Raw genomic sequence first — 18317 nt, forward strand, 5'->3', positions numbered from 1 at the left:
GTGCGAGGCTCGTCTGTCCGCGCAGGCCCCGGGGCCTGAGTCGGAGGTTGCGTTGAGTCGCCCCCTCTAGGGCGGGCGCCCCCGCCCGTCAATGCCGCCGGGTTCCGCGCCGGGGCGGCCCAAGCCCGTCTCCGCAGGCGTCCCGACGGCCGCGGCGGCGGGTTCCCTTGCGGCCGGCGGGGGCGCGCAGGCTTGACCCCGGCAGCCGGGGCGGCTTGATGGGAGGGCAGCATTCACCACGGGTTCATTGATGACGTTCCGATTTCCGCCGGTCCTCGCGGGCCTGCTCGTCCTCGCGCCGCTTGCCGGTCCCGCCCAGCCGGCCGCCTCCGAGACCTCCCCGCCGCAGACCGCGCCGCCCGTGCATCTCGACGCGCAGGACTGCGAGACCATCCGCGCCTACGACCGCCGCATTTTCTCGCCCTCGTTCCTCAACCAGTGGGCCCACATGGCGCTGACGCACGAGGCCTGCGGCGGCTCCACCTACGACTGCAAGCGCGAGCGGATGCGCCGCTGGCCGGGCGGCTTCACCCTGGTGCTGCCGCCCCAGAAAAGCTGGGAGCGCCTGGGCGAGGAGGCCGCGCGCGTCGCCGCCGGCGCCCGCGACGCCGCGCAGTTCTACGCGCGCACCCTGGGCCTCGACCCCGCCGAGACGATCCACGAGAGCGACCGGATGACCAGCGACCGGCCGCAGATCGTCGTCTACGCCGGCACCATCGACGAGCTGGTCAGCATCGCCTCCGGCCTGCCCGACTCCCTGCGCTCGGACTTCCGCACGGACTACCTGCGCCGGGGGCGGCACTCCCGCCGGCCGACCTGCGTGGTGACGACCCACAACCTCAAGGCCAGTCCGGCGGAGTCCTACCTGTCGCTGATCTTCATCAGCCTCGAGAACCGCTGGAGCCTGCTGGGCGCCTGCGGGCGGGAGGAGGTCTTCAACGCCTTCGTGCCCAACGACCCGGTGGGCGACGGCTCGCTGTTCGAGGACGCCTGGGGCCACGACGACCTCGGCCCCGTCTTCGGCCCGCGGGAGCGGGCGCTGCTGCGCCTCCTGCACCACGCCGACGTGACGCCCGGCCTCTCCTACGACGACGCGAAGGCCGCCGCTGAGAAGGCGATCCGCCAGGATTGCGGCGGCTGAGGCGCGGCCAGGGGCCCGGGGCTCCCGCCCCGGCGAAACCGCGCGTCTCCGGCGTCCCGTCCCGCCCGCCGCCGACCGGGGCGCCGCGCCCCGCGCCCGCCCGTGGCGGACCGCCCGCCCGCGGCGCGCGCCCCGCGTCCCGCCCGTGGCCGGGCCGCCGGCCGGGCGCCCCGCCCCCGGCCGCCCCCTCGCCGCCCGCGCCGACGCCCGCCGCGCGCCGCGGGCCCGACCGTCCCGCCCGCGCCCGGCCCGACGCGGCGCCTCCGCCCTGCCGGTTCGCCCTGCTGTTCCGCCCTCCCTTTTCGTCCGTCCGCCCCCGCCCTATGCTCCGCCCCGACCGCCGCAGGGCGCCCCCGCACGAGGCGCCCCGGCGCTGGGAGGAGCACCGCCGCATGACCACCGAATTCCCCGAAGAGCCGATCATCTGGACCCCGCCGGCGGAGCTCGCCGAGAGCTCCGAGATGGCGCGCTACATGCGCTGGCTGGCGGCGGAGCGGGGCCTCTCCTTCCCCGACTACGACGCGCTGTGGGACTGGTCGACGACGGATCTCGAGGGCTTCTGGACCTCCCTCATCGAGTTCTGGGACCTGCCCTTCGCCACCCGCGAGACCCGGGTCATCGACCGCGAGGTCATGCCCGGCGCCAAGTGGTTCGAGGGCGCGACCCTCAACTGGGCCGACCAGGTCTGGCGCCATGTCGAGGCGAACGGCCGCGACGCCCCCGCCTTGCGCTTCCGCTCCGAGACCGGAGAGGGGACGTTGAGCTGGGGCGAGCTCGCCGACCGCGCCGCCTCGCTGGCCGAGACGCTGCGCGGCTGGGGCGTGGCCCCCGGCGACCGGGTCTGCGCGATCCTCCAGAACGGGCCCGAGTCGGTGATCGCCTGCCTCGCCACCGCCTCCATCGGGGCGATCTGGTCGCTGTGCTCGCCCGACATGGGCCAGACCGCGATCCTGGGCCGCTTCGCCCAGATCACCCCCAAGGTCCTGATCGCCGCCGACGGCTACGCCCACGGCGGCAAGACGGTCGAGCGGCTCGACCTCGCCCGGGCGGTGGCCGAGGGCCTGCCGGGCCTCGAGCGCCGGATCCTCGCCCCGATGATCGGCGCCCCGCGCCCCGAGGGCTGGGAGGACTGGCAGGCGGTCACCGCCGGCCACGCCGGCCCGCCGCGGACCGAGATCCTGCCCTTCGACCATCCGCTGTGGATCGTCTATTCCTCCGGCACCACCGGCACGCCCAAGCCGATCGTGCACGGCCACGGCGGGATCCTTCTGGAAGGCTCCAAGTTCCCGCTCCACAACGATATCCGCGACGGCGACACGTTCATGTGGCTCACCGCCTCGGGCTGGATCATGTGGAACTGCCAGGTGATCGCCCTGACCCGCGGCTGCACGGTGGCGATCTTCGACGGCGCCCCGAACCTGCCCGACATGGCCGAGCTCTGGCGCTTCGCCGCCCGCGCCGGCTGCAGCTTCGTGGGCGCGGGGGCGGCCTTCTTCTCGACCTCGATGAAGGCGGGCGTGGTCCCGAAGGAGGAGGCCGACCTCTCCGCCCTGCGCGCCATCGGCTCCACCGGCTCGCCGCTGGCGCCCGAGGCCTACGACTGGATCCAGCAGAACGTCGCCGACGTCTGGATCACCCCCATCGCCGGCGGCACCGACTTCGCCGGCGCCTTCGTGGGCGGCTGCATCCTGCTGCCCGTGCGCCGCGGCGAGATGCAGTGCCGCTTCCTCGGCGCGCGGGTCGAGGCCTGGGACGAGGCCGGCAAGCCGGTCGAGAACCAGGTGGGCGAGCTGGTCTGCACCCGCCCCATGCCCTCGATGCCCCTCTACTTCTGGGGCGACGCCGACGGCAGCCGCTACGCCGAGAGCTATTTCGAGACCTGGCCCAACGTGTGGAAGCACGGCGACTGGATCCGCATCACCCCCACCGGGGGCGCGGTGATCTACGGCCGCTCCGACGCCACCATCAACCGCCGCGGCCTGCGCCTGGGCACGTCCGAGATCTACCGCGCCGTCGAGGACCTCGACGAGGTGCTCGACAGCCTGGTGGTCGATCTCGAGTACCTGGGCCGCGACAGCTTCATGCCCCTCTTCGTGGTGCTGCGCGAGGGCGTCGCCTTCGACGCGGCGATCCAGGAGAAGATCCGGAGCGCGATCCGCGCCTCCGTCGGCCCGCGCTACCTGCCCGACGAAATCGTGCAGATCGCGCAGGTCCCGCGCACCCTGTCGGGCAAGAAGCTGGAGGTGCCGGTGAAGAAGCTCCTGCTCGGCGTCGACGGCGCCAAGGCGGTGAACCGCGACTCGATGGCCAACCCCGAGGCCTTCGACGCCTTCGAGGCCTACGCCGCCGCCCGCGCCGCCACCGCCTGACCCCTCGCGCGCGGCCTCGCCGTCGAGGGCCGCGCGCGCCTCCCTTTCTCCTGACCGCCTCCAAGCCCGGACGGACCGCGCGCCTGCGTCCGCCGCTCCAACGCGCGCGCTGCGTGCCCCGCTCCCAAAACCTCGCAATCCGCCTCGCGCGGCCCTGCCCCCCCGTCCGATTTCCCCCGCCCAGGCAGGCCGCAGCGTCATCCCCCTGACGCTCCTAGCCCCGCCCTCTCCCTCCCAGGCGCCCGGCGCTCCGCCCGAGGCTCGCGCGAAGCGCCTGTTCCCCGGAGCCGTCCGTCGCTGATGCCGTAAAGAGCGAGTCGGCGGGAGGGGTCAGGGATCGCGCAGCGACCCCCGAAGGGGGCTTGTCCTTGAGCCCTCCCGGCGACTCGCTCAGGCATCTTCAGCGACGGACGGCTGCGGGGAACAGGCGCGGCCTTGTTCCCTGGTGAGCTCCTGAAGCGGCCTTCCGGGCGCGCCAGCGCCCCCGCGCAGCGGCCAGCCGACGAGCCCCGCCTCGGAGGCCTCCCCCCCTCGCCATCCGAGCCCCGCGCCCCATCTAGACCTCATCTCCAACCCAGAGAGAGGCCCATGCCCCGCGACGCCAAGCCCCTGCCCCTCGACCGCGCCCGGACCGGCACGGTGGACATGCTGTTCACCCATCACGACCGCATCGCCCATATCGACGATCCGATCTGGGCGGACGTCTCCAGCCTCGCCGCCGCCGGGCGCACGCTGTTCGTGACCTGCGACGAGACCGCCTCGGTCGAGGGGCTCGACTGGGATCCGGAGACGGGGATGGCCGGCGGCCACCGCTCCTACCCGCTGGGCCTGGTGTTCGAACTGCCCGAGGGCGCGAAGGGCGAGATGGACATCGAGGGGCTCGCCGTCTCCGACGGCTGGCTTTGGGTCTGCGGCTCGCACGGGCTCAAGCGCGGCAAACCCGGGGGCAAGAAGTTCAAGGACCTCGCCGACATCGACTGGGACCCCAACCGCGGCTTCCTCGGTCGCCTGCCGCTGGTCGAGCGCGAGGACGGGCGGGTGGAGCCCGTCGGCGCCGTCGATCCGATCGACGCGGGCCCCGCGCGCCGCGCCGCGATGCTGCCGATGGTCGGCACCCGCGACACCTACCTGCGCCGGATGCTCGCGCGCGATCCCCTGATCGGCCCCTTCATCGACCTGCCCTGCAAGGAGAACGGCTTCGACGTCGAGGGGCTGGCGGTGCGCGGGAACGAGGTGATCCTGGGCCTGCGCGGCCCGGTCCTGCGCGGTTGGGCGCTGATCGTGCGCATGGAGATGGCGGAGACCGCGGCCGGCGAGCTCGAGCCCGTCAAGCGCGAGGACGGCCGGCGCTACTCGGTCCACGCGCTCGCGCTGGGCGGCCAGGGGATCCGCGATCTCGCGTGGGACGGCGACCGTCTGCTGATCCTCTCGGGCGCCATCGCCGACCACGAGGCGCTGCAGTCGGTCTTCGCGCTGGAGGCCGGCGACCTCGACCGCGAGGTGATCGGCGCCGACCGCCTGCCCCGCCTGCTCGACCTCCAGATCCTGCGCGGCGGCGACAACGCCGAGGGGCTGGAGGTGGTGGGCGAGGGCGCGGACCGCCGCCTGATGCTGGTCTACGATTCGCCCCACAACGCGCGCACCGACGCCGACGAGGGCCGCCTGACCGGCGACCTCTTCGCCCTGTCCTGAGACGGCCCGGCCGGCGCGCCCGGGCGACGCCCGCGCCGGAGCGGCGCCCCGGGCGCCTGCGGTTCGGCACGCCGTCGCGGCCTCGCGCGGTTCGCGCCCCGCCGAAGCGGTCGGCGAATCCCCGCGGAGGCCGCGAGACGCGCCCGTGCGGAAATCCGACTCGCGCCGCGACTCGTTAAGCCTTTCGAAGCTCTTGAAGGGATCAATGCGCCCGACGCCCCGCGACGCGCCCGCGCAGGGGCGAGGCGCGCGCGTTCCCCGCGCCGAAGCGCGGGACCTGACGGTCGAACGAAGATGGGAGGAGCATGGTGCCGCAGGGGAGGATTGAACTCCCGACCTCACCCTTACCAAGGGTGCGCTCTACCACTGAGCTACTGCGGCGGTGCGGGGCGGGTAATGCCGCGTTCGTGGGCCGAGCGCAAGACCCCTCCTGCACGGTTTTTCGCCTGCCGCTGCGGCGGGTCCCGCCCGCGCCCGCCGGGGCCGCCCGGCTGCACCCCGCGCCGCGCCCGGGTTTCCCGAGCGTCCCGCGAGACCCGGCGCGGCTTCGCGCGCGGCGCTGGACGTGCTCGCGGCCGGAGGCTAGGGGGATTTGATGACCGACGACGCCCCCATCCCGCCCGGCCCGCGCGACGGATCCGGGCCCGAGACTCCCTCGGCCCCCGGGTCCGGGACCGCGCCCCTGCCCGAATCCCGCCCCGAATCCCTGGCCGACTCCCGACGCGGCGCCCCGGCCGACTCGCGCGCCGCCCGCCGGGCCGCCTCGCAGGGCGATTCCCTCGAGGCGCGCGAGGCGCGGCTGGCCGAGGCGCTGCGCGCCAACCTGCGTCGCCGCAAGGACCGAGCCCGCGCCGCCCGCGCCGCGCCTCCGACCGACGCGTCCGGAGGGGAGGACGAGGCATGAGCGCCCCCGACGATTCCCGCGGGCGGTCCGAGGCCGACGCCCCCCGCATCCCCGCCGCGCCCACTCGCGCCAAGGCCGCGCCGGGCTCGCCGCTGGAGCGGCTGCGCGCGCTGGCCCTCGCCCTGCCCCGCACCTCCGAGAAGCTGAGCTGGGGCGAGCCGACCTTCCGCGTCGACGACCGCATCTTCGCGATGGTCAAGGGCGGGGACGGCGAGGCCTCGGTCTGGCTCAAGGCCCCCGACGGCGCGCAGGAGATGCTGATCGCCGCCGCGCCCGAGCGCTTCTTCCGCCCGCCCTACGTGGGCCAGAAGGGCTGGATCGGGATCCGCCTCGCGCGCGATCCCGACTGGGAGGAGGTGGCCTTCAACCTCGCCCGCTCCCACGAGCTGATCGCCGCCCGCGGCGCCCGGCGGCGGGACGACGCCGGCTGATCCCGCCCGCCTGATCTCTCCTGCTTCGAGGCACGTCCCACCGCCGCGCGCTGGCGCACCGGCCCCTCCCTGCGCTCTCCGGCCGCCCGCTTGCCGCAGCCGAACCCGCCCGCAAGGCGCCTCCTCCTGCACCGTCGCGTCCGTCGCGCGCGGAGGCGCCGCGCCGGGCGGCGCGCCCGGCCTCGCCCTTGCGCCGCGCGGCGCGGTCGGACGGGCGCCCGGCCCCGACCGCCGCCCGCGGCGGGCCGCCCGCCTCATCCTCGCCCCCTTCGCCCCCGGATCGCCCGGTCCGCGTCATTGAACCGCCCCGCGGCGCACGATATCGCGGTGCGGAAGCCGACGAACAGGAGGGGCGGATGGACAGGATCGCGATCCGGGGCGGAAAACCGCTGCATGGCGAGATTCCGATCAGCGGAGCGAAGAACGCGTGCCTGACGCTGATGCCGGCCGCCTTGCTGACCGACGCGCCGCTGACGCTGACCAACGCGCCGCGCCTCGCCGACATCCGCACGATGCGCGAGCTCCTGGGCTCGCTGGGCTGCGAGATCGCGGCGCTGCAGGACGGCAAGGTGCTGGCGATCGGGGCGGAATCCATCGCCTCGCACCGCGCCGACTACGACATCGTGCGCAAGATGCGCGCCTCGATCCTGGTGCTGGGCCCGCTGCTGGCGCGCCATGGCTGGGCCGAGGTCTCGCTGCCGGGCGGCTGCGCCATCGGCGCGCGGCCCGTGGACCTGCACCTGATGGCGCTCGAGGCGATGGGGGCGACGCTCGACCTGCGCGACGGCTACATCCATGCCGAGGCGCCGGGCGGGCTGAAGGGCGCGGTGGTGGAGTTCCCCGTCGTCTCCGTCGGCGCCACCGAGAACGCGCTGATGGCCGCCACCCTGGCGAAGGGGACCACGGTCCTCAAGAACGCCGCCCGCGAGCCGGAGATCATCGACCTCGCCGCCTGCCTGACCGCGATGGGCGCGCGGATCGAGGGGGCGGGGACCGCCACGATCACGATCGAGGGGGTCGACGCCCTCCACGGCGCCACCCACCCGGTGATCGCGGACCGCATCGAGCTGGGCACCTACATGCTCGCCCCCGCCATCGCCGGCGGCGAGGTGGAGCTGACCGGCGCCGGCCGCGCCGCCGTCGGCGCCCTGTGGGAGCGGATGGAGGAGGCGGGCCTGACCCTCTCCGAGACCGAGCGCGGGGTGAAGGTCGCGCGCAACGGCGGCCCCCTCAAGCCGCTCCACGTGATCACCGAGCCCTTCCCGGGCTTCCCGACGGACCTGCAGGCGCAGCTGATGGCGCTGCTGACGCTGGCCGAGGGCGAAAGCGTGCTCGAGGAGCGGATCTTCGAGAATCGTTTCATGCACGCCCCCGAGCTGCAGCGCATGGGCGCGCGCATCGACGTCCACGGCGGCGTCGCGAAGATCCGCGGCGTGCCCGCTCTGAAGGGCGCGCAGGTGATGGCGACGGACCTGCGCGCCTCGGTCTCGCTGGTGCTGGCAGGGCTCGCGGCGGAGGGCGAGACGACCGTCGGGCGCATCTACCACCTCGACCGCGGCTACGAGCGGCTCGAGGAGAAGCTCTCGGCCTGCGGGGCGGACGTGCGGCGGATTCGGGACTGAGCGAGGCCGTCTTGCGGGGGCTCGGGGGCGGGCGTCGAGGCCGCTCCTGACTCACCGAAGAACAAAGCGCCCGCGCCTGTCCTCCGGTTCCGTCTCTCGCTGAAGATGCCTGAGCGACTCGGGCGAAGGGGTCAAGGACAAGCCCCGCCCAGGGGCGGGGTCGCTTCGCGATCCTGGACCCCTCCGCCCGAGTCGCTCTGATCGGCATCAGCGAGAGACGGCTCCGGAGAACAGGCGCTCCCGGGGGGCGCCGCGGGGCCGGCGTCGCCGGGCGCGCCCTTGTCAGCGGCTGGTCCCTTCCCCTATCTGGCTCGGGAGCGGACGCCCACCGTCGAATGCAGGAGCCGCCATGAGCGATGCGCGTTTCGAGGACGCGGCCGAGAGGCCGATCCGCCTGAGGGCCGAAAGCCCCGAGGACCTGGAGGTCGTCTCCGCCCTCCTGCAGGACGCCGCCGGCGTGGCGGGGGACCTCGCCTGGATGCGCCGCAAGCGCCGCTTCGCCCTGTTCCTCAACCGCTTCCGCTGGGAGGACCGCGCCCGCGCCGAGCGCGCCGGGCGCCCCTACGAGCGGGTGCGCTGCGTGGCGCTGGTCGAGAACGTCGAGAGCGTGCGCGCCGCCGGCATCGACCCGAGCGAGCGCGACCAGGCCCTCTCGGTCCTGCGCCTCGAGTTCGAGGGCTCCCCCGACCCCGAGGATCCCTCGGGCCTCCTGCGCATTATCCTGGCCGGCGACGGCGAGATCGCGATCCAGGTCGAGGCGCTGGAGATGCGGGTCGAGGACGTCACCCGCCCCTACCAGGCCCCCAGCGGCAAGGCCCCCAGCCACCCCGACTGAGCGCCCGGCCCGCGCCCGGCGCCCCGGCGCGACGCCCGCCCCCCTCGCAAAGCGCCTGTTCCCCGGAGCCGTCTCTCGCTGATGCCGATCAGAGCGACTCGGCGGGAGGGGTCAGGGATCGCGAAGCGACCCCGCGCCTGCGCGGGGCTTGTCCTTGACCCCTCCCGGCGAGTCGCTCAGGCATCGTCAGCGAGAGACGGATCCGGGGAACAGGCGCGGTGGCCCTGTTCCTGGGTGAGTCTGGAGCGTCCTCCCCGCCCGCCCCCCGCGCCTCCCGATCCCGTCCGCCACGACGCTCGCCCCCGGGCCCAAGCCCGCCCGCAGGGCGCCCCCTCTCCGCCCCCTCTCCGCCCCCTCTCCGCGTTCGCCCCCGGTTGTGACCGCCGCCGCCGCCCGCTATCACCGCGGAACGCTTATTTCGGAGGGCCCATGACCGTCACGCTCCGCGCCGACGCCCCGGATTTCGAGACCCGGTTCCGCGACCTTCTGTCGATGAAGCGGGAGTCCTCCCCCGAAGTGGACGACGTGGTGGCCGCGATCCTCGAGGATGTGCGCGCCCGCGGCGACGATGCGGTCATCGACTACACCGAGCGCTTCGACCGGATGCAGCTCGCCCCCGACACGCTCGCCATCTCCGAGGAGGAGATCGCGGTGGCCTGCGCCGCCGTCCCCCCCGAGGAGGCCCGCGCGCTGGAGATCGCCGCCGAGCGGATCGAGGCCTACCACGCCCGCCAGCGCCCCGAGGACGTCAGCTTCCAGGACCCCCACGGCGCCACGCTGGGCTGGCGCTGGACGGCGGTCGAGGCGGCGGGGCTCTACGTGCCGGGCGGGCTCGCCTCCTACCCGTCGTCGCTCCTGATGAACGCCATCCCCGCGCGGGTGGCCGGCGTCGAGCGCCTGGCGGTCTGCATGCCCACGCCGGGGGGCAAGGCGAACCCGCTGACGCTGCTCGCGGCCCGCCTCGCCGGGGTGCAGGAGGTCTGGCGGATCGGCGGCGCGCAGGCCATCGGCGCGCTCGCCTACGGCACCGCCACGATTCCCCCCGTCGACAAGATCGCGGGGCCCGGCAACGCCTACGTGGCCGCGGCCAAGCGGCGCGTCTTCGGCACGGTGGGCATCGACATGATCGCCGGCCCCTCCGAGATCCTGGTCATCGCCGACGCCACCGCCAACCCCGAGTGGGTGGCCATGGACCTGATGTCCCAGGCCGAGCACGACCCCTCGGCCCAGTCGATCCTGGTCACCGACAGCGCCGCCATGGCCCAGGCGGTGATCGCCGCGGTCGAGCGCCTGCTGACCTCGCTCGAGCGCGCCGAGATCGCCGCCGCCTCCTGGCGGGCCAACGGCGCGGTGATCCTGGTGCGCGACATGGTCGAGGCGGCCGCCATCTCGGACCGGGTCGCGCCCGAGCATCTCGAGATCGTCACCGCCGACCCCGAGGCGGTGGCCGCCCGCATCCGCCACGCCGGCGCGATCTTCCTCGGCGCCTGGACGCCGGAAGCCATCGGCGACTACGTGGGCGGGCCCAACCACGTGCTGCCCACCGCCCGCTCGGCGCGCTTCTCCTCGGGCCTCTCGGTGCTCGACTTCATGAAGCGCACCACGGTGGCCCGGATGACGCCCGGCGCGCTCGCCGCCATCGGCCCCTCGGCCGAGGCGCTGGCGCGCTCCGAAAGCCTCGAGGCGCATGCGCTCTCGGTCGGGCTGCGCCTCGCCGCCCTCAACGAGGAGGGATCCAGATGAGCCGTCTCGTCGCCATCACCCTGGACGAGGCCGGCCTCGCCCCCCCGACCCCCGAGGTCGAGCAGGAGCGCAAGGTCGCCATCTTCGACCTGCTGGAGGAGAACTCCTTCGACGTCGAGAAGGAGGGCGTGCCGCCCGGCCCCTACCAGCTCAACCTCTCGATCCGCGACCGGCGGCTGGTCTTCGACATCCGCACCGAGGCGGGCGACCCGGCGGCGGAGTTCCACCTCTCGCTCGGGCCGTTCCGGCAGATCATCAAGGACTACTTCGCGATCTGCGAGAGCTACTTCGACGCGGTGAAGCGCCTGCCGCCCAGCCAGATCGAGGCGATCGACATGGGCCGGCGCGGCATCCACAACGAGGGCGCGCGGATCCTCGAGGAACGGCTCGAGGGCAAGGCGGTGGTCGACAGCGACACCGCCCGGCGCCTGTTCACCCTGGTCTGCGTCCTGCATTTCCGCGGCTGAGGACCCAAGCCCTTGGCCGAGCTTCCCGCCTCGATCCTGTTCTGCTGCGATCACAACGCGGTGCGCTCCCCCATGGCCGAGGGGATGATGAAGAAGCTGCACGGCACGCGGGTCTTCGTGCAGTCGGCGGGCGTGAAGCACGACATGGACGTGGACCCGTTCGCGGTGGCCGCCTGCGCCGAGATCGGCGTGCCGCTGACCGCCCACAAGGTCCGCAGCTTCGAGGACCTGGCCATGGGCGGCGACCAGATCGACAGCTACGAGCTGATCGTGGCCCTGTCGCCGGCCGCCCAGCGCGCCGCCCTCGACCAGACGCGCTGGTTCGCCACGGAAGTCCGCTACTGGCCCACCCTCGATCCCACCGGGATCGGCCAGACGCGCGAGCAGAAGCTCGACGCCTACCGGCAGGCCCGCGACCAGATCCTCGCCAACCTGCGCCGGGAATTTCCCGCGTTCTGACCGGCGCGGCGGCCGCGCCGGAGACCGGGAGCGGAGGCGCCCTTATTATCCGTCGGAAGAGCCTCGTCGGCACGCCTCGCGTAGCGGGCGGGAGGCGCATGGCGGCCCGGCCGCGCGCCCTGACCCGAACCGATGCCTGCAACCTATGCCTGCAACGCCGGGCAGCGCGCCCGCCTTCAGGCGATTTCGCGCGTGGCGGGCTTTGACGCCTTGTCGGGGCGCGGCTCCGGGGCGTCGGGCGCCTTGACGCCGTCGAGCCGGTCCAGCCAGGCGCAGATCCCGGCCGCCAGCGTCGGAGCGCCCTCGGGGCGCACGATGTCCATGTGCCCGCCCGGCAGGCGCAGCAGCTCCGCCTCCGGCCCCAGCAGCGCCTGCCAGGCGCGCTGACGCTCCTCGGCGCTGGGATCGTCGACGGCCACCACCAGAAGCGTGCGCTGCCCCGAAGGCGGGGTCGGCGCGCGCGCGAGCGCGAGCGCGGCTGAGGCCGCCGCCGGCCGTCCGCCCGGACCCGCCATGCCCAGCATCGGCAGGGCGAGGCGCGTGACGCCCGCCATCCCCTCGTTCCGCGCCGCCCGGCGCAGGCGCCGCGGCGCCAGCAGCCGGTCGAGCCAGGGCGCCGGCGGATCCATCAGCACCAGCCGCGGGGCGGGCTGGCCCGCTCGCACCATCGCCCGCGCCGCCTCGGCCGCCACGATCGAGCCGAAGCTGAAGCCCACCAGAACCGCGGGCGCGGCGGGATCGACCGCGCCGCCGCCCACGCCGGTCGCGCGCGCGCGGGCCTCGCTCTCGTCGATCACCGCCGCGGCGGCGTCGCGACCATAGGCCGGCATCCGGCGCCGCGGGGGCGCGTCGGTAAACGGGCGCACGCCGATCACCTCGGCCCGCCCTTCCAGCGCATGGGCGAGCGGCAGCAAGTCCGACAGGTTCCCGTCGCCGACGTGCATCGCATGGATCACCCGGGTCGCGCGCGGATCTGGCCGGTTCAGCGCCGCCAGCCGTCCGCCCGCGGCCTCGACGCTTCCACCCGCCGCGCGGGCCGCGTCCAGCCGGGCGGCGATGGCGGCGACCGTGGCCCCGTCCAGCATCAGCGACTCGAGCGGCACGCGCACGCCCAGGCGCGCCTCGCACTCCAGCGTCATGGTCTTGGCCTGCAGCGAGTCGCCGCCGATGTCGAAGAAATCGTCCTCGCGCCCGAAGCCGCCCGCGCCCAGCGTCTCGCGCCAGACCTCGGCGACCAGCGACTCGGTCGGGCCCTGCGGCGGGCCGCCTTCGCCCCCGGTCTCGGCGGGCTCGGCGAACGGGTCGGGGAAGGCCTGGCGCTTGACCTTGCGGGTGGGGCCGGTGCGGGGGAAGTCCTCGACGACCCGGATCCGCCCCGGCACCATCCAGCCCGGATAGGCCTCCGCCAGGCGCCGGCGCAGCTCCGACGGGTCGGGCCGCGCGCCGGGCGAGGGGATCACGAAGGCCGCCAGCCGCCGCACGCCCCCCGGCCCCACCGGCGCCACCGCCGCCACGTCGCGCACCCCCGGCAGGGTCGCGATGGCGCGCTCCACCTCGGTCAGGCGCACGTTGTAGCCGCGGATCTTCACCTGGTCGTCCTTGCGCCCCGCGGGATGCAGCATCCCCTGCGCGTCCCGCCAGCCCAGGTCGCCCGAGAACCAGCGCCGCGCCGCCGGGTCGCCGGGCGGGATGTCGAAACAGGCCGCCGTCTCCTCGGGCAGGCCCATCCAGCCCACCGAGAGATGCGCGCCGTGGGCCACGAGCTCGCCCACCTGCCCCTCGCCGACCTCCGCGCCCGAGGCGTCGAGCACCCGCAGAATGCCGGGGATGTCCACCGTCCCCAGCGGCACCGTCTCGGGGATCGGGTCGCCGTGGCGATGGGTGTAGGTCGAGCCGACCTGGCTCTCGGAGGAGGCGTAGATGTTGCGCAGCTCCGCCCCCGGCGCGCTCATCCGGTCGAAGTCGCGCAGGTCGTCGGCGCGCAGCGCCTCGCCCGCCATCGCGATCACCTTCAGGTCCGGGAACGGCCCCAGCCCGGTCGCGGCCAGCGCCCGGTAGCCGGCGGTGAAGATGCGCATGAAGGTGATCTTGTGGGCGAGCAGCGTCTCGGCCACCCCCGCCGGCCCCAGCAGGGCGAAGTCGCAGACCGTCAGGGTCGAGCCCTCGGCCATCAGCGCGTAATAGGAGTTCGGCCACCACGAGCCGGTCAGCAGCGTCCGGTCCTCGGGCGTCAGGATCTGCACCGCGCGGGTGCAGGCCAGCACCGCGTCCATCCCCACCGCGTCCATCATCGGGCATTTCGGCGTGCCGGAGGAGCCGGAGGTGAAGCGCACGATCACCGGATCCTCGTCCCGCAGCGCCACGCGCTCGAACCGCGGGATCGCGGCGCGGTCGGCGTCTTCCGGCGGGGGCAGGATTTCGGTCCGGATCATCGGGGCGAAGCGGACGCGCGCGGCCTCGTCGTCGACCAGCGCCAGCTTCGCGCCGGTCTTGCGGAACACGTCCGCCACCACCGGGTCGGGCATCGCGGGGTCGGGCGCCCCGAAGGCGCAGCCCGCCTTCGCCGCGCCGAAGTTCGACGCCAGCCGCGGGGCGCCCGTGCCGCCCAGGTGCAGCACCACGTCCCCCGGCCCGAAGCCTTCCGCCGCCAGCCAGGCCGCCAGCCGGTCCGACGCCGCGTCCATCGTGGCGCGCGTCAGCGAGGTCCCGCGCGCGATGTCGTGCAGGAGGATCGAGTCAGGGCGTTCGGCCGCGTGCCGCGCCATGGCGTCGAGAAAGACGTTCATGAATCAGTTTACCATCAGTGGAATCGCCGCGCCCCTGGAATGTCGCGAATGGCGACCTTCCCGCTACATGAACGTTTATTGCAGGGGACCGGACGACCGGCAAGTCGTTAGCATTCATCAACGAATTTCAATATGAATCGACGCGCCCCGCGAGAAACTCGCGGGGCGCGTCTCTCCCGATCGGGGCGGTCGGCGCGAGGGATGGTGCGCGACCGGCCGCAAGAAAGCCCGGGTTCACGAAGCTAGGCGTCACGGCGTCGGGAGGAGGCCGGCCCGCAGGCCGCCCCTCCCGGACGGAGACCCCGTCGGGAGGAACCCCCGCCCCGGGCTCGACGACCCGGGGCGGGAGATCACGGTCAGGCCCGGATCACGAGGGATCGACCGAGCGGAGCTCCATCGACTCGAGGCCCACGGCCAGGCCGTAGCCCTCCTTGCCCGAGACCGACAGCGGCTGCAGCGAGATGGCGTCGGACTCGCCGCCCACCAGCACCCGCACGCCCGCGCCGTACTTCACCGACACGTCGGCCGAGGCGCCCACGTACTCGCCGTCCATCATCGTCGGGTTGAACTTCTCCTGGGTGGTCAGGACCGCCCACTTGATGACCTCCTGGTCGGTGGTCGAGAGGTCCACGCCCCACTTGGTGATGTTGGCGACATAGGTGCCGTCGAACTGGTCGTCCTGCGCGTCGAGGTTGCAGACGTACTCGGTCTTGGCGCGGATGATGTCGTTGTCCTTGGCGGTCAGGTCGCAGGTCAGGACGCCCACTTCCACGGCCGCTTCGCGCTCGTTGGCCTGGCCGGCGGCGAGCGCCGGGCCGGACACCGCGGCGGCGGCGGTCAGGGCGAGAGCGGAAAGGCCGGCGATCTTGCGGGTGATCATGTTGTCCTCCGTTACGTTTCGGGCGCCGCACGCAGCGTCGCGCCGTGGTGAGAGAGATGGGAGGGCCGCGGCCCCCTTCAACGCGGGTCTCAACAAGACCCCGACATCGCCCCGATTAGGGCGGCGCCGCCGCAATCGGCCCGGATCGGGGCGCCGCCCGGGCCCCGGCCCCCGGCGCAAGGCGCCGCGTCTCCCGTCGCGCCCCTGGCCCGGCCCCGCCCGCGGCGCGTCCCCCGGCCGCCGCCCGTGGCCCGCGTCTGCCGCCTCCCGCCGCCGGCGCCCTGCCCCTAGGTCACCAGGGCGAGCGCCTGTTCCGCGGAGCCGTCCGTCGCCGACCTCGTGCAACGCTTCGCGGGAGGCCGGACCATGGATCGCCGAGCGGCCGGCGAAGCCGTCTCGTCCTCGACCCGGCGCCCGTCGGGGCTCGGGCGGCGCCGGCCACGGACGGCTGCGGGGAGCGGGCGCGGGCCCTGATCCCCGCGGGGCTCCCGACGCGTCGCCGGGCACGCACGGCGCCCCCGCGCGCAGCGGCCGGCCGGCGCGCCCCGCCTCGGAGGCCCTCCCCGGCTCCTGCGCCCCCCTCTGCCCGGCGCACGCGCGCTCACCCGCGCGCGAGGCCCCCGCGCGCGGCGCCTTGAAAAACCTCTCCCGCGGCGCCATACCCCCCGGCACGCGACGCGCAGGGGTGCGCCGCGTCGATCCCTGTTTGCTGCTCCGGAGATGGCATGGCCAAGGAAGAGACTCTCGAATTTCCCGGGGTCGTCGTCGAACTTCTGCCCAACGCGACCTTTCGGGTGAAGCTCGAGAACGGCCATGAGATCATCGCCCACACCGCGGGCAAGATGCGCAAGAACCGCATCCGCGTGCTGGCGGGCGACAAGGTCCAGGTGGAGATGACGCCCTACGACCTCACCAAGGGCCGCATCACCTACCGCTTCAAGTAAGACGATGACCGCCGACCCCGCCCCTGCGCCGCAGGCGCTCGGCGCGGACGGGCCGGCGGCCGCGATGCGCGCCGCGCCCCGCCTCGTGCTGGGCTCGGCCTCTCCGCGGCGCCTCGCGCTGCTCGCCTCGATCGGCGTCGTCCCCGACGCCGTGCTCCCCGCCGACATCGACGAGACGCCGGCCCGGGACGAGGAGCCGCGCCGCTACGCCCTGCGCCTCGCGCGCCAGAAGGCGGCCGCGGTGACCGAGGCCCTGCCCTTGGGCGACGACGCCGCCGTGCTCGCCGCCGACACCGTCGTCGCCGCCGGCCGCCGGATCCTCGGCAAGCCGGCGGACGAGGCGGAGGCCTACCGCTTCCTCGCCCTGCTCTCGGGGCGCCGCCACCGGGTGATCACCGGGGTCGCCCTGCGCCGCGGGGCACGCGAATGGACCCGCCGGGTCGAGACGCAGGTGCGCTTCAAGCGCCTCTCCCAGGACGAGATCTCGGCCTACCTGCGCTCCGGCGAATGGCGCGGCAAGGCCGGCGGCTACGCCATCCAGGGCATCGGCGCCGGCTTCATCCCCGCCATCAACGGCAGCTACACCAACGTGGTGGGCCTGCCCCTGACGGAGGTCGCGAACCTCCTGCAGGGGGCGGGCGTGCCCGTCACATGGGAAGGACCGCCCGCATGAAGGGTCGCGCCGTTCTGATCCTCGAGGACGAACCCGGCTGGCCGATGCTCGCCGCCCGGATGGAGAACGGGCGGCTGGAGGACCTGCTGGTCGACCCGCCCGAGAGCGATCCCACCCCCCGCATCGAGGCCGTGCACCTCGCCCGCGTGATCCGCCGGGTCGAGGCGCTGGGGGCCGTCTTCCTCGATCTCGGCGACGGGCGCGAGGGCTTCCTCAAGGCGCCCCGCAAGGCCAGGCCCGGCGAGCGCCTGCTGGTGCAGATCGCCCGCCATGCGGAGCCCGGCAAGGCCACGCCCGTCTCCGACGAGCCGCTCTACAAGGGCCGCTACGCGATCCTCACGCCCCACGCGCCCGGCATCAACGTCGCCCGCCGCATCCGCGACGACGACGAGGCCGCGCGCCTGCGCGCGGTGGCCGAGGACGCGCTGGCCGAGGCGGGCCTGGGCCCCGACGACCTGGGCGAGGCCGCCCCCGGCGCGATCCTGCGCAGCGCCGCCGAGGGCGTGGACCCCGACGCGGTCGCCGAGGACGTGGCCGCCCTCGCGGGCCTCCTGAACGAGGCGCGCGCAGCCGAGGCCGGCGACGCCGCCCCCGGCGAGATCGTCGCCGCCCCCGACGCCGTCACCCGCGCCTGGCGCGACTGGGTCGACCCCGAGCCCGACGAGGTGATCCGCGGCGATCTGCGCCTGTGGGACGACCTCGGCGCGCTCGACCAGCTCGGCGCGCTGCTGCGTCCGCGGGTGGGCCTGACGGGCGAGGCGTGGATGATGGTCGAGCCGACCTCCGCCCTCGTCGCGGTCGACGTGAACACCGGCGGCGACTTCTCCACCGCTTCGGGACTGAAGGCGAACCTCGCCGCCCTCGCCGACCTGCCCCGCCAGCTCCGCCTGCGGGGCCTGGGCGGGCAGATCGTGGTGGACCTCGCGCCGCTGTCGAAACGCGACCGCAAGCAGGCCGAGACCGCGATCAAGCGCGCCCTGCGCGAGGACCCGGTGGAAACCCAGGTCCTCGGCTGGACCCCGCTGGGCCACCTCGAGCTCTCCCGCCGCCGCGAGCGCCGCGCCCTCTCCGAGCTGCTGCCCCGCGACTTCGCCTGATCGGGGCCTAACCTGGGGCCCGACCCGGCCGGCGGCCCCCACGACGCGCCGCCGCCGGTCAGAGCCCGCAGCCAGGCGCCGCGTCGGCCGTCCCGCCGGCGGCCGAGGCCCCGCCCGCGGCGCGCCCCGGCGTTTCGCCCCGTGGCCCGCGGCGCCCGCCGGGCAAGTCCCGCATCCCGGGCCCGCCGCAGGCGCCCTGGGGCGGCCTCCGATCCTCCTCAGGCCGCGCCCGGGCGCCGCGCCCGCAGTCCGATCCGCAGGGGAGGCCCGGCTT

Annotated in this window: 14 protein-coding genes and 1 tRNA gene; 12 read left to right on the plus strand and 3 right to left on the minus strand. The window is 74.7% G+C overall.

Annotated elements, in window-relative coordinates:
- Window positions 1-250: 250 nt before the first annotated feature.
- From P2H44_RS11235 to P2H44_RS11245, 3 genes are all read left to right on the plus strand, one after another.
- On the plus strand, window positions 251-1141 hold the full coding sequence (locus P2H44_RS11235; RefSeq protein WP_275763615.1) for a hypothetical protein: 891 nt from the start codon (window positions 251-253) through the stop codon (window positions 1139-1141).
- Between the two features lie 392 nt (window positions 1142-1533).
- Window positions 1534-3510 carry an acetoacetate--CoA ligase gene (locus tag P2H44_RS11240; RefSeq protein ID WP_275763616.1) on the plus strand — a complete coding sequence of 659 codons (1977 nt, stop codon included), beginning with the start codon at window positions 1534-1536 and terminating at the stop codon, window positions 3508-3510.
- Window positions 3511-4098: 588 nt separating this feature from the next.
- Window positions 4099-5202 (plus strand): DUF3616 domain-containing protein, encoded by a 1104-nt coding sequence (locus P2H44_RS11245; RefSeq protein WP_275763617.1) that lies wholly within the window; start codon window positions 4099-4101, stop codon window positions 5200-5202.
- A gap of 306 nt (window positions 5203-5508) precedes the next feature.
- Here the strand turns inward: P2H44_RS11245 and P2H44_RS11250 are convergent.
- Window positions 5509-5583 (minus strand) — tRNA-Thr (locus P2H44_RS11250).
- 519 nt (window positions 5584-6102) lie between these two features.
- Here P2H44_RS11250 and P2H44_RS11255 point away from each other — a divergent pair.
- From P2H44_RS11255 to P2H44_RS11280, 6 genes are all read left to right on the plus strand, one after another.
- Entirely contained in the window at window positions 6103-6537 is a 435-nt protein-coding gene (locus P2H44_RS11255) for an MmcQ/YjbR family DNA-binding protein (protein ID WP_275763618.1), read from the plus strand.
- A 356-nt stretch (window positions 6538-6893) separates the two neighbouring features.
- On the plus strand, window positions 6894-8159 hold the full coding sequence (gene murA, locus P2H44_RS11260) for a UDP-N-acetylglucosamine 1-carboxyvinyltransferase (protein WP_275763619.1): 1266 nt from the start codon (window positions 6894-6896) through the stop codon (window positions 8157-8159).
- A 349-nt stretch (window positions 8160-8508) separates the two neighbouring features.
- Entirely contained in the window at window positions 8509-8994 is a 486-nt protein-coding gene (locus P2H44_RS11265) for a DUF2948 family protein (RefSeq protein WP_275763620.1), read from the plus strand.
- A gap of 429 nt (window positions 8995-9423) precedes the next feature.
- On the plus strand, window positions 9424-10737 hold the full coding sequence (gene hisD / locus P2H44_RS11270) for a histidinol dehydrogenase (protein WP_275763621.1): 1314 nt from the start codon (window positions 9424-9426) through the stop codon (window positions 10735-10737).
- Window positions 10734-11204, plus strand: coding sequence for a UPF0262 family protein (locus P2H44_RS11275; RefSeq protein ID WP_275763622.1), 471 nt, complete (start codon window positions 10734-10736; stop codon window positions 11202-11204). The genes hisD and P2H44_RS11275 overlap by 4 nt, the downstream gene beginning before the upstream one ends.
- Before the next feature lie 12 nt (window positions 11205-11216).
- Window positions 11217-11663 carry an arsenate-mycothiol transferase ArsC gene (locus P2H44_RS11280; protein ID WP_275763623.1) on the plus strand — a complete coding sequence of 149 codons (447 nt, stop codon included), beginning with the start codon at window positions 11217-11219 and terminating at the stop codon, window positions 11661-11663.
- A gap of 176 nt (window positions 11664-11839) precedes the next feature.
- Here the strand turns inward: P2H44_RS11280 and P2H44_RS11285 are convergent, their stop codons facing one another.
- Together P2H44_RS11285 and P2H44_RS11290 are read right to left on the minus strand one after the other, a co-directional pair.
- Entirely contained in the window at window positions 11840-14449 is a 2610-nt protein-coding gene (locus P2H44_RS11285; RefSeq protein WP_275763624.1) for an AMP-binding protein, read from the minus strand.
- Window positions 14450-14816: 367 nt separating this feature from the next.
- On the minus strand, window positions 14817-15329 hold the full coding sequence (locus P2H44_RS11290) for a DUF992 domain-containing protein (RefSeq protein ID WP_275763625.1): 513 nt from the start codon (window positions 15327-15329) through the stop codon (window positions 14817-14819).
- Window positions 15330-16054: 725 nt separating this feature from the next.
- Between P2H44_RS11290 and infA the strand changes: the two genes are divergently transcribed.
- The 3 genes from infA to P2H44_RS11305 all read left to right on the plus strand — a co-directional run bounded on the left by infA (window position 16055) and on the right by P2H44_RS11305 (window position 18043).
- Window positions 16055-16273 (plus strand): translation initiation factor IF-1, encoded by a 219-nt coding sequence (infA, locus tag P2H44_RS11295; RefSeq protein ID WP_092679644.1) that lies wholly within the window; start codon window positions 16055-16057, stop codon window positions 16271-16273.
- A gap of 64 nt (window positions 16274-16337) precedes the next feature.
- A complete protein-coding gene (locus tag P2H44_RS11300; protein WP_275763683.1) occupies window positions 16338-16946 on the plus strand; it encodes a Maf family protein in 609 nt (202 codons plus the stop codon).
- Window positions 16943-18043: a ribonuclease E/G gene (locus P2H44_RS11305; protein WP_275763626.1), complete on the plus strand. Its 1101-nt coding sequence runs from the start codon at window positions 16943-16945 to the stop codon at window positions 18041-18043. Before P2H44_RS11300 ends, P2H44_RS11305 begins: the two co-directional genes overlap by 4 nt.
- Window positions 18044-18317 lie beyond the last annotated feature (274 nt).

It is taken from the genome of Albimonas marina, assembly GCF_029223255.1.
Classification (GTDB): Bacteria; Pseudomonadota; Alphaproteobacteria; order Rhodobacterales; family Rhodobacteraceae; genus Albimonas.